Origin of the sequence: Glaciecola sp. HTCC2999 (assembly GCF_000155775.1) — a bacterium.
Classification (GTDB): domain Bacteria; phylum Pseudomonadota; class Gammaproteobacteria; order Enterobacterales; family Alteromonadaceae; genus Opacimonas.
The window spans coordinates 167,669-188,526 of the sequence record NZ_DS989811.1 but is presented as its reverse complement, the minus strand read 5'-3'; the positions used below and the strand labels follow the sequence as shown (position 1 = coordinate 188,526).

Annotated in this window: 12 protein-coding genes and 1 tRNA gene; 7 read left to right on the top strand and 6 right to left on the bottom strand. The window is 40.7% G+C overall.

Annotated elements, in window-relative coordinates:
- The first annotated feature begins 508 nt into the window (after nt 1-508).
- Complete coding sequence (locus tag G2999_RS04870) at nt 509-7,357, top strand: Ig-like domain-containing protein (RefSeq protein WP_010179308.1); 6,849 nt, start codon at nt 509-511, stop codon at nt 7,355-7,357.
- Between the two features lie 952 nt (nt 7,358-8,309).
- Here the strand turns inward: G2999_RS04870 and G2999_RS04860 are convergent.
- The 3 genes from G2999_RS04860 to mutY form a co-directional block, all read right to left on the bottom strand.
- Nucleotides 8,310-8,385: transfer RNA gene (locus G2999_RS04860), tRNA-Phe, on the bottom strand.
- Between the two features lie 112 nt (nt 8,386-8,497).
- Nucleotides 8,498-8,773 carry an oxidative damage protection protein gene (locus tag G2999_RS04855; protein ID WP_010179304.1) on the bottom strand — a complete coding sequence of 92 codons (276 nt, stop codon included), beginning with the start codon at nt 8,771-8,773 and terminating at the stop codon, nt 8,498-8,500.
- 13 nt (nt 8,774-8,786) lie between these two features.
- Nucleotides 8,787-9,914 carry an A/G-specific adenine glycosylase gene (mutY, locus tag G2999_RS04850; RefSeq protein WP_010179302.1) on the bottom strand — a complete coding sequence of 376 codons (1,128 nt, stop codon included), beginning with the start codon at nt 9,912-9,914 and terminating at the stop codon, nt 8,787-8,789.
- Between the two features lie 131 nt (nt 9,915-10,045).
- On the opposite strand from mutY, the gene trmB reads away from it, so the two are divergent.
- The 4 genes from trmB to arcA all read left to right on the top strand — a co-directional run bounded on the left by trmB (nt 10,046) and on the right by arcA (nt 14,118).
- Complete coding sequence (gene trmB, locus G2999_RS04845; RefSeq protein WP_010179299.1) at nt 10,046-10,777, top strand: tRNA (guanosine(46)-N7)-methyltransferase TrmB; 732 nt, start codon at nt 10,046-10,048, stop codon at nt 10,775-10,777.
- Nucleotides 10,774-11,862: a 16S rRNA methyltransferase gene (locus G2999_RS11880; protein WP_010179297.1), complete on the top strand. Its 1,089-nt coding sequence runs from the start codon at nt 10,774-10,776 to the stop codon at nt 11,860-11,862. The genes trmB and G2999_RS11880 overlap by 4 nt, the downstream gene beginning before the upstream one ends.
- 4 nt (nt 11,863-11,866) lie before the next feature.
- Nucleotides 11,867-13,303, top strand: a complete 1,437-nt coding sequence (gene glgA, locus G2999_RS04835; protein ID WP_010179295.1) for a glycogen synthase GlgA — start codon at nt 11,867-11,869, stop codon at nt 13,301-13,303.
- Nucleotides 13,304-13,410: 107 nt separating this feature from the next.
- Nucleotides 13,411-14,118: a two-component system response regulator ArcA gene (gene arcA / locus G2999_RS04830; protein WP_010179294.1), complete on the top strand. Its 708-nt coding sequence runs from the start codon at nt 13,411-13,413 to the stop codon at nt 14,116-14,118.
- Between the two features lie 92 nt (nt 14,119-14,210).
- On the opposite strand, the gene G2999_RS04825 is transcribed toward arcA, so the two are convergent.
- Nucleotides 14,211-15,539 carry a DEAD/DEAH box helicase gene (locus G2999_RS04825; RefSeq protein ID WP_010179293.1) on the bottom strand — a complete coding sequence of 443 codons (1,329 nt, stop codon included), beginning with the start codon at nt 15,537-15,539 and terminating at the stop codon, nt 14,211-14,213.
- 162 nt (nt 15,540-15,701) lie between these two features.
- Between G2999_RS04825 and G2999_RS04820 the strand changes: the two genes are divergently transcribed.
- Entirely contained in the window at nt 15,702-16,883 is a 1,182-nt protein-coding gene (locus G2999_RS04820) for an NAD(P)/FAD-dependent oxidoreductase (protein WP_010179292.1), read from the top strand.
- A gap of 161 nt (nt 16,884-17,044) precedes the next feature.
- Here G2999_RS04820 and G2999_RS04815 read toward each other — a convergent pair whose 3' ends face one another.
- Nucleotides 17,045-18,259: an ammonium transporter gene (locus tag G2999_RS04815; protein WP_010179291.1), complete on the bottom strand. Its 1,215-nt coding sequence runs from the start codon at nt 18,257-18,259 to the stop codon at nt 17,045-17,047.
- A gap of 346 nt (nt 18,260-18,605) precedes the next feature.
- On the opposite strand from G2999_RS04815, the gene G2999_RS04810 reads away from it, so the two are divergent.
- Nucleotides 18,606-19,487, top strand: coding sequence for a RimK family alpha-L-glutamate ligase (locus G2999_RS04810; protein WP_010179290.1), 882 nt, complete (start codon nt 18,606-18,608; stop codon nt 19,485-19,487).
- Here G2999_RS04810 and G2999_RS12610 read toward each other — a convergent pair.
- Complete coding sequence (locus tag G2999_RS12610) at nt 19,484-20,809, bottom strand: DUF3300 domain-containing protein (RefSeq protein WP_010179289.1); 1,326 nt, start codon at nt 20,807-20,809, stop codon at nt 19,484-19,486. The two genes, G2999_RS04810 and G2999_RS12610, sit on opposite strands and share 4 nt — an antisense overlap.
- Between the last annotated feature and the right edge of the window lie 49 nt (nt 20,810-20,858).

The window sequence follows — 20,858 nt, the reverse complement described above, 5'->3', positions numbered from 1 at the left end:
TTAAAGTGATCTTTTTTCGTTTTACACGTAAGTCGAATATAATAGACAATGGCTACTATATTATCATCGATGGTTAGACATTGATTCAGACTGGGGACGACAAAGACATAGTGCAGTTGAATATTTACATTTTAATCCAGACGGAACCATAAAACCTGTAAAAAGGTCAGAATAATAGGTAAACCACATCAACTATGAGCCTATTCTCTTCGAATGTCAGAATTAATGGTATTCACAACATGATTTGTAAGTCTATTTGAGTTTATTACTATTGTTGTATTTGTAATTGAGGACTTCACATATAAAAATACCGCCTTATTTTAGTGGCCAAAATCAATGTACCACTGCATAAAGCATTAAATATAGTGCTAGTTAAAATAATTTATGATATTTTTCCGACTCCAAACATAGTACTAATTTTTAACAGATTTGTTCGTTGTATAGATTCAATAGTTAAAAGTACAAATAGTCATAAATTAAGTTAATAGTTTTTATTAGGTTGTGTGTAATGAGAGTCATTTTTTCGCTAGGTTTGTTTCTAATATGTCAGGTGTTTTCTGTAAGAGCCTATGCAGCTATTGCACAAGCTGAATTCACATATGGAGTTATTGTTAGTTACTCTAACTCTGCTCATAACGGAGATTCCATTGAAACATATAGCGATTTAAATATTAGTAAAATTACGCTATCTGCTGCAACAGACGATGGCACGTTTGGAGGAACACAAGGTAATGATTACGACGTAGTTGTGACGATTACTTACAATAATAGTACGACAGAAGTAATAAACTCAGCGATTAATTGGCGTGAAACTAGTGGTAGCACTACACGCGGTATTGGTATAATCCCTGATACTGGGCAAGGTTGGGATGGAAAATCTTTTCTACTCCGATTATCTACCAGTAGCATCACTTACGACTCACCTAGAGATGCTAAAGGCAATGCGGCTAACCCAGATGAAGCATTTGCCGTATTAAATCAACAGGCTCAAAATGAAGGTACTGCTGGCGGAGTATCGTACACTATTTCGGGAACCATTACCCGAGGCGCAAGCAATAACGGTGTATCTGGTGCGACTATAAGATTGTATGCGATTGCGGATACGACTTTTTCTAATGTGCTCCAAACGCAAAATAGTGACAATAATGGTGATTATAGTTTTAACAATATTGCCGATGGCGATTATATAGTAGAGTTTTTTTCAACGACCGGTAATAAATTTAAAGCCAAATCGGCTAATGGTCGATCTGGGCAACTATCAAACGCAAATAATAAATCCGTAAACATAGTTAGTTCTATTTCAGTTAATGGTAGTGACCTTAGTAATGTTGATGCCATTTTAATCGATCCTGCAGGGATTGTTTATGATGAGAGTACGCGCTCACCTATGGCTGGTGCTGTAGTAAAGTTTTATTATGATGATAACGGTACTCAAACATTAGTACCTAACACATGGTTAGACCAAGTCGCCGGCGGCATTAATACACAGACAACGGCGTCAGATGGTTTGTATTCTTTTGTGTTAAACGGTAACGCAGAAACTGCAACATATTCATTAACTGTTACTCCTCCCAGTGGCTATTCGTTTCCAAGTACTAACATACCTCCCAACTCAAGTTTATATACACCGAGTTTAGGCGGAGGAATTGAAACAATTCAAGACCAATCTACAGCTCCAACAACGTCGCAAGACAGTACTTATTATTTGAATTTTGATTTTGAAATTGGTACTACTTTATCAACTACATCAAATGGTGTTATCAATAATCATATTCCATTAGATGTAATTGTTAGCAACGTGAACGATGCACCGGTTGCCACAGGACAATCCGTCACGACAACGGAAGAAACGGCCAAAGCCATTACCCTAGCCGGCACAGATACCGATAATGATACATTAACGTATTCGGTAGGTCAGCCAACTAATGGTACGTTATCAGGCACTGCGCCGAGTCTCACCTATACGCCAAATGATGATTATGTGGGTAGCGATAGCTTTACCTTTACGGTCAATGATGGCACGGTGGATTCTGCTACTGCGACAGTGAGTATCACAGTCACTAACGTGAACGATGCACCGGTTGCAACAGGACAATCCGTCACGACAACGGAAGAAACGGCCAAAGCCATTACCCTAGCCGGCACAGATACCGATAATGATACATTAACGTATTCGGTAGGTCAGCCAACTAATGGTACGTTATCAGGCACTGCGCCGAGTCTCACCTATACGCCAAATGATGATTATGTGGGTAGCGATAGCTTTACCTTTACGGTCAATGATGGCACGGTGGATTCTGCTACTGCGACAGTGAGTATCACAGTCACTAACGTGAACGATGCACCGGTTGCAACAGGACAATCCGTCACGACAACGGAAGAAACGGCCAAAGCCATTACCCTAGCCGGCACAGATACCGATAATGATACATTAACGTATTCGGTAGGTCAGCCAACTAATGGTACGTTATCAGGCACTGCGCCGAGTCTCACCTATACGCCAAATGATGATTATGTGGGTAGCGATAGCTTTACCTTTACGGTCAATGATGGCACGGTGGATTCTGCTACTGCGACAGTGAGTATCACAGTCACTAACGTGAACGATGCACCGGTTGCCACAGGACAATCCGTCACGACAACGGAAGAAACGGCCAAAGCCATTACCCTAGCCGGCACAGATACCGATAATGATACATTAACGTATTCGGTAGGTCAGCCAACTAATGGTACGTTATCAGGCACTGCGCCGAGTCTCACCTATACGCCAAATGATGATTATGTGGGTAGCGATAGCTTTACCTTTACGGTCAATGATGGCACGGTGGATTCTGCTACTGCGACAGTGAGTATCACAGTCACTAACGTGAACGATGCGCCGGTAGCCACAGGACAATCCGTCACGACAACGGAAGAAACGGCCAAAGCCATTACCCTAGCCGGCACAGATACCGAGGGTGATACATTAACGTATTCGGTAGGTCAGCCAACTAATGGTACGTTATCAGGCACCGCGCCGAGTCTCACCTATACGCCAAATGATGATTATGTGGGTAGCGATAGCTTTACCTTTACGGTCAATGATGGCACGGTGGATTCTGCTACTGCGACAGTGAGTATCACAGTCACTAACGTGAACGATGCACCGGTTGCAACAGGACAATCCGTCACGACAACGGAAGAAACGGCCAAAGCCATTACCCTAGCAGGCACAGATACCGAGGGTGATCCATTAACGTATTCGGTAGGTCAGCCAACTAATGGTACGTTATCAGGCACTGCGCCGAGTCTCACCTATACGCCAAATGATGATTATGTGGGTAGCGATAACTTTACCTTTACGGTCAATGATGGCACGGTGGATTCTGCTGCCGCGACAGTGAGTATCACAGTCACTAACGTGAACGATGCGCCGGTTGCAAAATCATTGAGTATTATTACGGATGAACTAACGGATAAATCGTTTGAATTACAAGGCAGGGATGAAGATGGAGATACGTTAACCTATATTATTGTTCAACTCCCTGAAAATGGCTCATTAACTGGAGAAAACCAATTCTGGACGTACCTTCCGATTGATGGATTTAGTGGACAAGATGTAATTACTTATAAAGTCAATGATGGACAAGAAGACTCTGAAGTTGCACAAGTGATAATCACAGTAAATGACACCATTGAAGATAATTTAGCGCCTATTGCCAGAAATGATGAGTTTTTATTAATGGATACTCAGCTGGTTTCCTTCGACGTGCTCACAAACGATGAAGATCCTGAAGGAGAAGCATTAACTATTTTATCTGCGACACCATCATTTGGTACTGTTGCTATCGAGGATAACCAAATTCAATATTTGCCTCCAAATGGCTTTAAAGGTGCAGTTAAGATTGCTTACACTATTAGCGACCCTGAAGATCAAACGGCTTCTGCAACTGTAACGGTTGCAATAAATGTTGATTTAAATGGAGAACTACCAATAATTAGTGTGCCGCAAGATCTTTGTGGATCGCTGTCGGTCAATGCCAATGCATTATATACTAGAGTCGACTATGGAGAGGCCTCGGCAGTTGACATGTTTGGAAATCCTGTACCGGTTTCTGTGATAGGTAATGTGGCATTATTTCCACCTGGTACCAATATAGTGTATTGGCAGGCAACTGATTCTCAAGGAAATACATCTATTGCTGCACAAAAAGTATGTGTTAATCCATTGATATCACTGAGTAAAGATCAAACAGTGACAGAGGGAGATGAAGTTTCGGTTGGTGTTTATTTAAATGGCGAATCACCGGTTTATCCAATCGTTGTTCCGTTTAATGTGGCTGGCAATGCGACATTGTCTGATCATGACTTAGTGGATGGAACTGTGACTATTACATCCGGAACAAGCGCTGATATTACATTTAACATTAATGCTGATAGCGCGGTTGAGCAAGATGAAGAATTAAATATCCAACTCTCAGACACGGTGAATATAGGTGCAAAATCAATACAAACCACCACAATAACTGAAAATAATATTGCACCTGAGCTAAACATAACCGTTAAACAAAATGGACAAAAACAATTAACCGTTGCTAAAGATGACGGTCTTGTCGAGATAACGGCTTCTGTATTTGATCCCAATGTGAGCGATAATTTCAGTTTTACTTGGTCAAGTGAAGTGCAAATAGAAAATCAAGCACAGCAGTTAAATCAATTTGTGTTTGACCCTGCGTTATTAATAACAGGACTATATAAATTTGAGTTATTAGTCGAAGATGACGGTTTCCCGATGGGAGATGATAGAGAAATTGTATATATTAAAGTCATTGATAGCTTACCTTTGTTAACTGATATCGACTCTGATGGTGATTCAATTCCAGATAATTTAGAAGGCTTTGCTGATTCTGATGGCGATGGGATCCCTGATTATTTAGATCGAGTTAACGAATGTAATGTTTTGCTAGAAGAACAATCGGTGCAAAATGGATATTTGGTTGAGGGTGATCCGGGTGTGTGTTTGCGCCGAGGGCAATTTGCATTTGATGCAAGTACTGGTGGGGCGCATATCACCGATGATGATATTGCTAAAAATCTAAATAACATTCAAGCGGATACTTTAGCGACAAATGTAGGTGGGATATTTGATTTTATCTCTTATGGATTACCCGATGAAGCACAAAGTGTAGCGATTACTTTTCCTCAACGTAATCCGATTCCTGCCAATGCGGTTTACCGGAAGTATTCTCAAGCAAGTGGTTGGTATACCTTTGTTGAAAATGCGCGTAATACTTTACATTCGACGAAAGGTGAGCCAGGTTATTGTCCACCACCTCGTTCTGATTTATGGACACCAGGTTTAAATGAAGGCGATTGGTGTGTCCAAGTGGAAATCGAAGATGGTGGCCCTAATGATGATGATGGATTAATTAATGGTACGATTGTTGATCCTGGTTTTGTTGGTGTGGTTAACCCAACCAATACGTCACCTGTCGCGGCTGATATCAATAGTGAGATTGATTATAATGACAATCTGGTTATTGACTTGAATGACTTTGTAAGCGACGAGGATGGCGATGAATTAGATATTACTTCTGTTACCCCGCAAGTTGGTACTGCTCAGCTGTTAGAAAGTAACATGACTTATACGCCTCCAGCTAATTATGCTGGGGTAGTAGAGATTGTTTATGGTGTTGCTGATGGACAGGGAGGAACGACACAAGCTGTAATATATGTGACTATTGCTCCACCTAATTTGGCTCCTGTCGCTGGTATGATAGCAGCGGGAACTATAGAACAGTGTAACGAATCTTCACCAATTGATGTGTTAACTACCGCCTCAGATCCTAATGGTGACCAAGTTAGTTTAGTTTCGGCAAGTTCTCCTCATGGTAGTGTTGAAATATTATCTAACGGTTTAATTGTATTTACACCTGATTGTGATTTTTATGGTAATGCTATTATTAATTATATAATTGAAGATGAGTTTAATATGCAAACATCTGCATCGTTTAATATAGAAGTAAAACAAGTGGTAGAGGTCATCGCTGTTACTAAATCAACCGGTGGTTCACTTCATTTGTTTGGTTTGATTTTGTTGTCTGTAGCAGCGTTGTTTAGAATAACGTTTCAACATCTAGCAAAATGCCTTAGCGTGTTGATGTTTACGTGTTTGTTAGCATTTAATGCCAACGCCAACAACACTGAGGAAGCGTGTCGACATAATGATGATAATGAGTGTATCGAGAGTGTTTGGCCTGAAGGATTATTTATTGGAGGGCAGTTAGGGCGTTCTTCAACTGATATTAACAAGACGCAATTAAATAATGCCTATCAAAACTTGGCGATCAATGCGACATCTCTTTCAGTAAAGGATACTGACCAGAGCTCCAGTGTCGGATTTGGATACCAATTCAATCAATATTTTGGTATCGATTTTAATTACAGCGATTTAGGCGAAAGACACGTTCAGTTTTCGGGTAATGTATTGGCAGAGCAGTTAAATGAGTATTATGATGCAGCAGAGGAAGTTTTTCCAGAAACAGCAAATGGATTACGTATCAATTTTACTGCTTCCTTACCACTTACAGAACGATTTAAATTATTTGCAAAGTTAGGTATGTTTAAGTGGGAGCAAGATTATCAAACACTTGATCCTCAACAACAAGGTGCAGCTACTCGCTCTGGAAATAGTTACCCTGTTACGGTTGGAGCCGCTTATAAATTTAGTCAAAGTTTATTGTTTAATATTGGCATTGAACGGATGACATTAGATCAACAAAAGGTTTCGAATATGTTTGTTGGTCTACAATATTTCCCATTTGTGAAAGCATCCCGTGAAAAAGCCGTTCAGCCAATTAAATCTGTTAGCGAAAACAAATTTATCACACCAACTGTTGTAACCTTAATTGACTCTGATAATGATGGGGTGCTTGACAGTAAAGACCTTTGTCCAAACACCTCAAGTGTTTACATAGTTGATAAAACAGGTTGTACACTGAGTGTCACGGAAACGATTTCGATGAGATTAAACTTATTGTTTGCAATTAATTCCTCACAATTAACATCAAACGACAAGTTAGAAGTAATGAAATTAGCAACCTTTATGCAAACCTACCCAGACACTAGTGTGGTGATAGAGGGGCATACTGATGCAAGAGGTACTGATAAATATAATCAATGGCTTTCGCAACAACGTGCAGCTGTGGTAGGCAAGTTATTAATCAATCAACATAACATTGCTCCAGAAAGAATTGAAACTATAGGCTTTGGAGAAACTCAATTATTAATTGATGCAACTACCGAGGCTCAACATGCGCTGAATAGAAGAACCATTGCAGAAATAACTATCATAAAAAATGTAGAGAAAAAAAAGTAGTTAAAGGGAGCATTACATTGTTAAATTAAATGTAATGCTTTTACTTGATTTCTACATCAACAAATACCAACATTTCTACAACTTACATCTTTACCTAAGTCTCGTTGGTGCTTAGTGACTGAGCCGAGGAGAAGGCGCGAGGAGGAGCAAAGCTATTCGTAGTGACGTACTCCACTGCGAGAAGGATAAAAGCTGATGACACCCTTTTAGGAGCGGCATAAGTCGAGATAGTGATAATAGTTCAACACCGACAGAGGAACTTTTCTTTTACTGGTTACTGTTTTTAATCTCCGACTGGAATTAGGTTGAATTATTACATGCGGTATATTGCTGTTAATAACTAAGTCACTTAATTTTAACCCTGCCGCTTCAGATAGTCTCATCTCAGTATCTGATATAATTGCTACAAGCCAACGTATATCCTCATTTATTCTCACGAATACATTCTGTATTTTTAAAAGGTCGTTACGTGATATTGGCTTACGTTTTTTTACAAATTGATTTTTTATGTATATACACTCTTGCAAAAGGGTTTGCGCAATCCCTGTTCAAGAATCATAAAACTAACGACCGCTTTTATGCCTGAGAAGACCCTTTGTATTGAACTTGTTGCCAAATTCTTATTGGCAAGCCAACCCTTAAATTTTGCCGCGTCTTTATATGTAAATCTATATAAATGATTATCACCCAAGCATTCAATTAAATAATTAATATTTCGGTTCATTGAGTAATAGCTAGAAATGTCTCCAGGTACAGCTCTTGAATAATAGAATATTGAGCCCTTTTTAAGGGTATATTGCGGGTGTTTAGATTTTAAATTTGTCTTCAGCATTGTCTACAGCCCTAAAACAGTCGTAATGAAAGTGAAGGATTAGCAATAGCTGTATAGCCTACTCTGGCTGGCTTTAAAGTAAAAAGCCCCGAACATTTCTGTTCAGGGCTCTTGGAATAATGGTGCCTCGACCCGGGATCGAACCAGGGACACGCGGATTTTCAATCCGCTGCTCTACCAACTGAGCTATCGAGGCGCTTATAAAATGCAAAGCACTTAATAAGTGAGGTGCGTATTAAACGGATTTTTGGCCTTCAAGTCAACACTTTTATGCATTTAATTTGAATTTGATTAATAAACCTTCAAAACTACGACTTAGCAGGCGGTGTATAGCCTTCAATATCCGGTTCTTTGCCTTCAAATAAGTACGCAGCCATTTGTTCTTCTAAGAATTTACGCGCTTCTGGTTCCATCATATTAAGTTTATTTTCGTTGATCAACATCGTTTGTTTCTTTTGCCAATCCATCCAAGCTTCTTTGGAGATTGAATCAAAAATACGCTTACCTAGCTCACCCGGATATAATTGAAAATCTAGGCCATCGGCTTCTTTATCTAAACGTACACAATGAACGGTTCTACCCATGTTATTGATGTCCTTAACGCTGTTGTAATTGATTAAAAATAGTCAGTGCTGGCTTACATAATCCAATGTCTGCAGGTTGACGGTAATCCACCCATCGTTGATGTACCTGCCCGTCCCGTATTCCCGCACCAGTCAAATCCTCTAATGTCATTTGGGGCATGGAATTAGACAACACCGCTTCACTCACTTTATCTGTTGTGAGATATAATATCACAGGTTGGATGTGAAGATGAAAATGACTAAATGTATGTTTAAATTCTGGGAGCATATCTGAAGATACCACATCAAACTGCTCCCCTAACGCTGTATATATAGTCGGATGTTCATCCACCTTTTGCGCTGTTGGAGTAAATTCTCCTCCAAACCACCATAAACCGCCCCAAATACCTTCCTCTGGTCGTTTAGTCATCAACACCCGGTCAAATAACATCGGAATGATCACTGTTGTGTATTTACTGGGGATCGTTTTTTTCGGCTTTTTGTGAGGAAGTTCGGACTGACGACCACTGGCAAACGCTAAACAACGCGACTGCAATGGGCATACTTCACACTTAGGTTTAGAACGCGTACATAACGTTGCCCCCAAATCCATCATCACTTGAGTATAATCGGCAATCCGTTCTGATGGCGTCAACTCACCTGCAAAATGCCATAACTCATCTTCGACTTTTTTACTGCCAGGCCAACCCTCTACGGCAAAAAATCGGGCTAACACTCGTTTTACATTACCATCTAAAATGGGATGATTTTGATGCTCCGCAATTGCGAGTATCGCACCCGCAGTTGATCGCCCTATACCTGGCAGTGCTAATACCTCCTCAAAGTCCGTCGGAAACACGCCATTATGGTGTTCAGCAATCTGTTGCGCTGCTTTATGTAAATTACGCGCACGAGCGTAGTAACCTAACCCCGTCCAATGATGCAGGACATCCTCTTGAGGCGCATTCGCCAAATCATTCACCGTCGGAAACGAACGCATAAATCGCTCGAAATAAGGGATGACTGTGGTGACTTGAGTTTGCTGGAGCATGATTTCAGAAATCCAAACAGAATATGCACTGATATTTTGTTGCCACGGTAAATGCTTACGACCATGCAGGTCAAACCATGCTAGCGCCGTTTGAGCAAAATCAAATGCCATGTATACCCTCTTTTATTTTTATCAATCAACCATTACCTAAAACAATTATACCAAATAAAACCACACTGACGTTTTACATTCAGTCAACAACACAGGATAATACGCACAATCTAGATATTCAGAGCACTTTTATGAGTCGTTTCCAAAACCAAGCAGAAGCAGAAGCTGCTGGCGTATACATTTCCAAAATCAAAAGTTTTGTTAAACGCGAAGGCCGTTTGACTACCGCACAAGGCCGAGCTATCGAAGATAATTGGCCAACAATGGGTTTGACTGTTGATATGGGTCTACTTAATTTAACCGAAGTCTTTGGCAACGATAATCCTGTCGTATTGGAAATCGGTTTTGGTATGGGTAAATCGTTAGTGGAAATGGCGGCAAATGCACCTGAACTAAATTTCATTGGTATTGAAGTTCATCGTCCAGGTGTAGGTGCATGTTTAGCTGATGCTCAAGCGGCTGAAGTGACGAACTTACGTGTGTTTGAACACGATGCTATTGAGGTGCTAGATAAGTGTATTGCTGATAACGCATTACACCGTTTACAGTTATTTTTCCCCGACCCTTGGCACAAAAAACGTCATCACAAGCGTCGAATAGTCCAAGCTGAATTTGCCCAAAAAGTGCATCAAAAACTCGCAGATAACGGTCAATTACATATGGCAACTGACTGGGAGCCTTATGCACAGCATATGCTTGAGACGCTTCAAGCCCAACCTAATTACACTAACCTTAGCTCGAATAACGACTATATTGAACGTCCCGAATATCGCCCTATTACTAAGTTCGAGGTCCGTGGTCAAAAACTCGGTCACGGTGTATGGGATCTATTATTCGCTGCGCAAAAGGAAGTTCAAGCATGATGAGTCCAGAAAGTCAGGTTATTCTGCGCAACAAAGAGTACTTTGCTCAAGGTAATGTTGTCATCGTTAACCCAACAGACGCAGAAGTGTTTTATGATTTAGGCGAGAACATCACGGGTTTTCATCAGTTTTATGATGTTTACGAGCAAGCCTATTCTGCTGATTTTGCACGTCATGAATTCAACACTCATATCGTCACACCAAAAGTACTTTATGATGCTGCCATTGTGTACATGCCCAAAGTCAAAACTCACTTGGGAATGTTATTAGCTAATTTATCTAACGTGGTTAAGACAGGCGGCCAGATATTTATTGTTGGTCATAATAAAAGTGGCATTAAAAGCTGTGCTAAGCATTTAGAGAAAGTGTGCGATACCGTTAACAAAGTCGACTCGGCCAAACATTGCGGTTTATTTGTCGGTACGGTGAAGGCCAATCCAAAGGCCTTTAATCTGGATGACTTCTTAACGACTAAGACCTATGAATTGAACGAGATTAAATGGGAAGTCGCTGGTATGCCAAGCGTGTTTTCTCAAGATGCCCTAGATTTAGGTACTCATTTGTTATTACAGCACTTACCTCAAAACATCAAAAATGATGTGTTGGATTTTGCTTGTGGTGCAGGTGTTATTGCGGCATTTGTGGGTGTACGACACTTACATACATTCCCCGATCCAAATAACCGCCCCAATCTACATCTAGTATTAAGTGATATTCACGCATTAAGCTTGTATTGTGCTCAAAAAACACTACATTTAAATAACTTACAAGGTGATGTGGTTGCCAGCAATGGATTATCTAATGTGGAAGGTAAGTTTAGCCATATCATTACTAATCCGCCTTTTCATAAAGGTATTAATACTGATTACTCCATCGCGCATAGTTTCTTAGTACAAGCTCGAGAGCATCTAATCGAACAAGGTCATTTAACCTTAGTTGCTAATAGTTTCTTGAATTATGCTGTGGATATGGAAGAGCATGTCGGCCCTTGTCAAAAACTCATCAGTGATAATAAATTCGCTGTTTACCAAGCAGTCGGTATTCGTCCCAAAGCGGGTCATAACAAATACAAACAAAGAAAATAAACCTATGTCAGATAGTAAATTGAAGATCGCATTTATCGTATCAGAAGTAGAAGACATTATTAAAACAGGTGGACTGGCCGATGTCGCTAAAGCTCTACCTCTAGCTTATGAAGCGTTAGGTCATGAGGTGTGTATTGTCATGCCAGCTTATCAAGTCGTGATTGACCAATTCAATCTAACACAGCATGGTGAATTCACCAGCTCTATGCGCCAATTTAAACGCTACGAGCATGACTTAGGTAATGTTAAAGTACATTTAATCGGCCATACTTGTTTTGACCGTGAGGGGCTTTATGCTGAAAACAACGTAGCTTACAGCGATAATGGTGAACGTTTTGGTTTGTTTAGTGCTGCAGTCATTGATGTGCTGCAAGCCGTTAATTTCCAGCCTGATATTATGCACTGTAATGACTGGCACACCGGTTTAGTTCCTTTCTTTGTTAAGCATAACCAACAACAGTTTGCTGAAGGTTTTTTTGCGAACACTAAAACAGCATTAACCATTCATAATGCCGCTTTTCAGGGCAGTTTTGAACTTCATGAAATCCCCATGATGCAGCCTTATCATCAAGCACTTCACTTTGATCAGCATCCACATATCAATATGATGAAAGTTGGGATTGCACACGCGGATAAAATTACCGCTGTCAGCCCAACTTATGCTCAAGAAATCCTAACGGATTTAGGCGGTCATGGTTTACATTATGTATTACAAAACCGCTCTTCCGATTTAAAAGGGATCCTCAACGGCTGTGATTACTCTCAATGGGATCCAACCACTGACCCATTTATTCCAGCCCACTTTGACATCAATGATTTATCGGGTAAAGCCAAATGCAAGGCTGCACTTCAAGCCAAAGCAGGGTTTACAGATTCACCTGATACACCTCTCATCGGGATGGTATGTCGATTAACAGCACAAAAGGGATTTGATTATATCGTCCCTATCTTGCGTGATTTAATGGCACATAATTTGGGTTTAGTTATTGTTGGTACTGGCGACCCGCTGGTGTGTCAGCAACTGGCAGACGTAAGCCGTATGCATCCAACTAAATTTAAATTTATCCATGGCTTTGAACCTGAATTAGCCCATTTAGTAGAAGCAGGTTCTGACTTTTTCTTAATGCCATCTGAATTTGAACCATGCGGTCTTAATCAGATGTACTCACTGGCTTATGCGACATTGCCAATTGTCCGTAATGTTGGTGGTTTAAGTGATACTGTCGTAGGTATTGACCAAAATCCTCAGGAAGCCACTGGGTTTGTCTTTGATTCCCCCTCGCCTGAAGCATTATTGATATGTATTCGTCGAGCATTATTACTATACAGAGAGCAACCAGACCTGTTCGTAACAATGCAAAAAAGAGCGATGGAGACCAAATTCACTTGGTCAGATGCAGCAATTCAATTTGAGGCATTATTTCAACGTGCACTGCATTAGATTTATGCCATTGATTGTTGTGCTAGATAGCCGTGTATTTTATTTATTTATCTGATAGACTAGCACGTAATAAAAATATTAATTTTAAGTTAAAGTAAGTAAACACTATGCAAACGCCAAATATCTTAATTGTTGAAGATGAAGTAGTCACACGCACTACGTTGAAAAGCCTATTTGAAGCTGAAGGTTATAATGTATTTGAAGCTGAAGATGGCGAACAAATGCATGACTTTTTTCAAAATAATAATATCAATCTCGTCATTATGGATATTAACTTGCCTGGCAAAAATGGATTGATACTTGCCCGCGAAGTGCGCGACCGTAAAAATGTAGGTCTCATATTTTTAACCGGTCGCGATAACGATGTTGACCGTATCTTAGGTCTTGAAATTGGTGCCGATGATTATTTAACTAAACCGTTTAATCCTCGTGAATTAACGATCCGTGCGCGTAACTTACTCACGCGCACAACAAATGCTAATGATGATGAAGATTTACCTTCTCGCGTAAACTTTAATGGCTGGACGTTAGACGGTGATAGCCGTAGCTTAATTTCTCCAAACCAAAACGAGTTTAGACTTCCTCGCAGTGAGTTTCGTGCCTTACATTTATTCTTAAATAACCCAGGTAAAATTCTGACTCGTGAACAACTCATTATGGAAATGACAGGTCGCGAATTACGTCCTAACGATAGAACAGTCGATGTGACTATTCGTCGTATTCGTAAGCATTTTGAGTCTGAGCCAGGTGATATTGAGTTAATTGTCACGATTCACGGTGAAGGCTATCGTTTCTGTGGTAGCGTAGACGCCTAATCTTAAAAGTGTTACAAAAAAAACCACCTACTAAGGTGGTTTTTTTAATCTTATTAATCATCACTCAACGTGATAGGCTCAAGCGACAAATATTATGACGCTGGTTTACTGCGACGACCGCGACTCGGTGATGATTTACCCCGTCCATCACCTGTTTGTGCCGCAGCAGCTGCCTGCGCTCCACCCGTTTTAGTCGCGTTGCCACCAGAACGTGAACGTGGTTTACGCGGCTTCTTTGGCTTTTTTGCTTTTGGTGTTTTAAGCGGTGCTTGCATCACGCCAGACACAGATAAACCTTCCACTTCCAGCACTTCAATGTGTTCGCCAATGAGATTTTGGATATCATTAAGCTGTTTGATATCTTCATTAGTAGCAAACGATACTGCATGCCCAGTTGCTCCAGCTCGACCCGTACGGCCAATACGGTGTACATAATCTTCTGGCACGTGGGGTAAGTCATAATTAATCACATTAGGTAACTGGTCAATATCAATACCACGTGCAGCAATGTCAGTCGCCACTAACACACGTACATCACCTGATTTAAAATCAGCTAATGCTTTAGTGCGAGCACCTTGGCTTTTATTACCATGGATAGCAGCTGCAGTAATATTCTTATTTCCTAACTTTTGCGCAATACGATTAGCACCATGCTTTGTTCTGGTAAATACTAATACCTGCTGCCAATCATTATCTTTAATTAACTTAATCAGTAATGTGGTTTTACTACTTTTCTCAGCATGCACGAGTAATTGTTTCACTAACGGTGTCGTACTATTTTTAGGCGTAACCGATATTTCGATTGGCTCTTGAGTAAACTGTTTCGCTAATTCTCTAATAGGATCAGAGAAGGTTGCTGAGAATAATAATGTTTGTCGTTTGGCTGGAATTAGCTTCATGATACGTTTAATGTCATGAATAAATCCCATATCTAGCATACGGTCGGCTTCATCAAGGACCAGTATCTCAAGTTGACTAAACTTCACGGCATTTTGTTGATGCAGATCGAGCAAGCGTCCAGGAGTCGCAATCAAAATATCACAGCCACGACGTAACCCCTGCATTTGAGGGTTAATCGACACTCCACCAAATACGACCATAGAACGTAATTGGGTATGCTGAGCACACGCTTTAACACTTTCAGCGACTTGAGCAGCAAGCTCACGAGTAGGCGTTAAAATCAGTGCTTTGATGTTATTTGGCGATGGACGCTTTGACGTCTCACTCAACAAATTAACGATAGGTAATGCAAATGCGCCGGTTTTACCGGTACCCGTTTGCGCTGCCGCCATAACATCTTGGCCGTCTAAGACCGGGCCGATAGCTTGTTGTTGAATAGGAGAGGGTTGGGTGTAGCCTTGGTCGGACACCGCTTGTAATACAGCTGGCGATAATCCTAAATCAGAAAAACTGGTGGTCATGAATCACTCACAAAAAGGGCACTCAAAACGTGAGTGCTAACGTAACTAATTCATATTAACACATTGCGCTAAATCGGTCTGTTTTAGTTATCTTCTTTCATCGACTATACTTATCAACCATTCGCTTTATAATAGCGCTTTGTGTGATATTGGTAAGAATTAATGCAAGATCAAGATGTGGTAGTCATTGGTGCCGGTGCGGCAGGGTTATTTTGTGCAGCTACTGCGGCCGCGCGCGGAAGAAGTGTGACTGTGCTAGACCACGCAAAAAAAGTTGGTCGAAAAATACTCATGTCTGGTGGGGGGCGCTGTAATTTTACCAACATGTATACTTCACATGAAAATTTTATCTGTGACAATCCTCATTTCACCAAATCAGCATTAAGCCAATACACCCAATGGGATTTCATTGGATTGGTCAATGACTATGGCATTGCTTATCATGAAAAAACCCTTGGCCAGTTATTTTGCGATGACTCAGCTAAACAAATCGTTTCACTGCTTATGTCCGAATGTGCAAAGCATCAAGTGACAGTCACTACGGCATGCGAAATACTGACGATAAATAAACATGAAAAAGGCTATCATTTATCGACATCCAAAGGCCAATATAGTTGTGAGTCATTAGTCATTGCCACCGGCGGATTATCAATGCCGAAGCTGGGTGCAACACCCTTTGGCTATCAAATTGCAGAACAGTTTGGTATGCAGGTCACTCCCACCAGAGCAGCATTAGTTCCATTTACCTTGCATACGCATGACAAGGATGTACTAGCAGAGCTTAGTGGCGTGAGTGTAGAAGCGGCAACAACATGTGCTAATACACGATTTAATGAGGGGATTTTATTTACGCACCGGGGATTAAGTGGCCCTGCTGTATTACAAATCTCTTCTTATTGGGAAGCCGGTGATACCGTAGAAATCGATTTACTACCATCTCTCGATTTAACCGTAGAGCTAAACCGAGCACAAACTCAACAGCCTAACGTACAGCTATCCACTGTTCTATCGACCTGGTTCCCTAGGCGTCTCATCGCGCAATTATTGGGATATTTTGAAATAGAAAATAAACCAATGAAACAATACCAAGGTAAGCAACTCGAGCATATCGCTAATCAATTCAAAGCATGGCAACTTAAGCCTAATGGCACAGAAGGTTATCGTACCGCCGAAGTCACCTTAGGCGGAGTCAACACCGATCATTTCTCATCCAAAACCATGGAAGCCAAAGACCATAAGGGACTATTCTTTATTGGTGAAGTACTAGATGTGACCGGCTGGCTCGGTGGCTACAATTTCCAATGGGCATGGAGTAGTGGATACGTAGCCGGCCAAGTTGCTTAAGAGTATGCTCAATTATATCAATAAGTTAGGGATTATCTAAATCATCAACAAATTGAAGTATTTCATCAGGATTAAAAGGTTTCAATATATTTGGGGTGAAAACAAAAAAGGCATAGAAATGTAATCTATGCCTGTTTATTTTTTAAGAACATTTTTTAAAATTAGATATCGTCAGAATTCATAGAACCGATTTTGTGAATGGATAAATCAGCACCTTTATATTCTTCTTCCTCGCTTAATCTTAAGCCAGCTAGTTTTTTCACACCACCATAAACGATAATACCGCCTACGATTGCAATGACTATACCTAGAGCAGTACCGATTAACTGTGACACTAACGATACGCCACCTAAACCACCCAATGCTTCAGTTCCAAAGATGCCAGCAGCAATCGCACCCCACGCACCACATACACCGTGTAATGGCCACACACCTAAAACATCGTCTACTTTAATTTTGTTTTGCATCACGGTAAATAACCAGACAAATAACCACCCTGCAATACCACCAACGACTAACGAACCAATCGGATGCATTACATCAGAGCCTGCGCAGACGGCGACTAAACCAGCTAATGGACCGTTGTGAATAAAACCAGGATCATTTTTTCCAAACCACATCGCCGTTAAGATACCACCTACCATAGCCATTAATGAGTTTGCTGCCACTAAACCACTGATCCCATCGACTGTTTGTGCAGACATGACATTAAAGCCAAACCAACCAATACTCAAAATCCATGCACCCAGTGCTAAAAATGGAATATTTGATGGGGCAAAGGCATTCAACTTACCGTTTTTGTAACGTCCATTGCGCGAACCTAATAACACAACTGCGACTAATGCTAACCAACCGCCCATACCGTGCACGACAATTGAGCCAGCAAAATCATGGAACCCTGCACCAAACGACGCTTCTAGCCATGCTTGAAAACCATAGTTACCATTCCAGATAATCCCTTCGAAGAATGGATAAACAAAGCCAACAATTAAACCTGATGCAATTAAGAAAGGATAGAAACGAGCACGCTCTGCAATACCACCAGAAACAATGGCTGGAATGGCAGCTGCAAAGGTCATCAAGAAGAAAAACTTCACTAGATCATATCCATTGTTAGCACTTAATTCAGCCGCACTCGCATAAAATGTCGTATCGTATGCAATTAGATAACCAATGAAAAAGTAACATAAACATGACACGGCAAAATCAGTCATGATTTTGATCAATGCGTTGACTTGGTTTTTATTACGTACGGTACCTACTTCTAGAAAAGCAAACCCGGCGTGCATGGCAAATACCATTATCGCACCAAGCAAAATAAATAATGTATTGGTGCCCTGGAGTAATGTCTCCACTGCGCTATTAACTGTATCCATTGAATATACTACCTTTAAAATCTAATCTAATGTGTGTAAATTTATCTACACCACTTATCGTCATCTCGCCAATACACAAATGAGGTATGGTCGAAATGAATTTTAATGTCGAAGCATCAAAATAGTGCTGTTGTGATGGTCATAATATAGCTTATTATCATAGTGAATGACCAACTTTGCTATTAATAGCAAGAATCATTCCTACATTAAAAAATTTTAAGCCATTGATATTACTAAATTTTTATTATGTCTATATAATTGCACCACATCTAATGCACTGATTTGGTGATAATTGCACCATATAAATGATTTATAATCTGAATATTACCCATAACAGGAGCTTCCTTTGCACCAATCTATTGCTTTTTTATCTACTGATGATCTTGAAGATTATTTTGTTTGGGATAATTTGTTGATTCAGCCTTTCTCTCAGCATGGTGTTCACGTCGATGTTATTTCTTGGCATGCTATTGATATTGATTGGTCACAATATGATGCTGTCATTGTACGAAGTACATGGGATTATCAAGAACATGCAGATGCTTTTATCGACAAGCTCATTGAAATCACAAAGCATGATACGGTATTAATTAACCCATTATCATTGATGCAATGGAACATTTCAAAACGCTATCTACAAATATTGCAAACACAAGGTATCACCATCATCCCTTCAGTATTTTTTGATTCAGTAGCCATATCTGATATTTATGCCCAGTTTGCATATTTTGACACCCAAGAAATCATTATCAAACCACTTATCAGTGCTAATTCAGATAATACTTTTCGTCTTGACCATACTAACTTAATGGCCCAAGCAGGCCCTCTGTCGAATATTTTTTCCACCACGCCTTGTGTCATACAACCATTCTTAGATAGCGTTATAAATGAGGGTGAGTACTCACTTTTTTATTTTAATGGTGAATATAGCCATACAATTAGAAAAGTCCCTAAGTCAGGTGATTTTCGTGTTCAAGAAGAACATGGTGGTGAACTGATTACAGTCATCCCGGATGAACGACAGTTAAGTGCTGCCGCTAAAGTACTTGCTGCACTTCCTGAAAAATCGTTATATGCACGTGTCGACTTAATAAGGAATCCACGCGCTCAGAAAGATGATATCTGGCAACTGATGGAAGTAGAGCTCATTGAGCCATCTTTATATTTCAATATGGATGAGGCATCGCCTGAACGCTTCGTTCAAGCGACACTCAATTATCTTGCCTAACGTTCAATATCCCGGACAACTCGATCCCGGACTGCTCGCTCCAGATCGACTCTGTTCTGAGCGACTCCCTTCAGAGCGACTCTATTCTGAGCGACTCGATCCTGAGTCCGCTTTACACTGACCTGTTTGGGCGGTAACTTGACTGGTGCTCGCACCACTTTTTGATCAGAGGTATTACGTTGAATCCGTTTAGGTGGCAATTTAACGGGAACACGTTTTACCGGTGCGACTCGTACCTGACCGGCTGAGTGATTATCAGGAGTATGACTATTAACACGACGTTTATTATTTAGCTTTTGGTTATTGCGATGCTTACTGCCCCCTTGATATTGACGGTCTCGCTTAACATCTGAACGTTGGTTATTCAGACGTTTACCTCCGTTCCAGCGCTCATTGCGATGTACATTATGAGCACGATGAGAAGCATGTAAACGGCGCGAAAATAGCTGATGACGCTGTTTAATATGATAATGATCACGCCAATAATTATGACTTACATAGCTAAATGGATTCCAGTTAATAGAGACGTTACCTTGTGACACATGTATGCCGAGTCGGTGGGGCTTATTATAATGACGATAGCTGTGGCGTTTAATATGGCGATAATTCCATATCCGCGGTTGCTGGCCATGCCACCAAGTACCATAAACGGTTAATGGATCATACGTCGGTACAAATATCACTTCAGGTTCAGCTGACTCGATAAAGATTTTTGTCTCTTTTTCTATTACTTTAACGTAATCATCCGAAACAAGATTACCGCTGTTTTGAGCCTGTTGACGCAAATAGGCGACACGCGATACCACTAAATTATAATCACTCTCTACCGCATGTCCTAAATACTCAAGATATTCTAAATCTTCAGTGAGATTTGCGATCACATCTGCAAAAGGCAATAACGCAATCACACTGGGATCCCATGGCTTACCACGCGCTAATTCAACGAGTTCGTTTGCATCCAATTCGTTGTGCTGTTCAATCAATGCTTGGGCTTGGATCAAATCCATCGGCTGCACTACAGCTGCAAAGATATGCTCAAGTAACGAATCAGGATATAACGCAATTGGCGCTAATGCACTGTCGAGGACCGTAACTATTTCATCGTTTTCGGTAGCAGCTGGCTGTCGGGGTACATAACTTGTGGTAGTCGTCGTCATCGTTTTGTGAGGTGGAGATTTAATAAACCCATATTTGACCTCACCTTGATATGGCGTATGAGCAATCACACACCCAGATAAGCTAAGCGTTGTTAAGCTAATGGCTGCAGCAGTAATGATACGCTGCCAACGTGGTAGGTTTTGTTGAGCTGTTTTGACTAACATAGACCCTCCTAAAGGGAATGAGTTACGTTAATCATAGTTATAGCTTGAT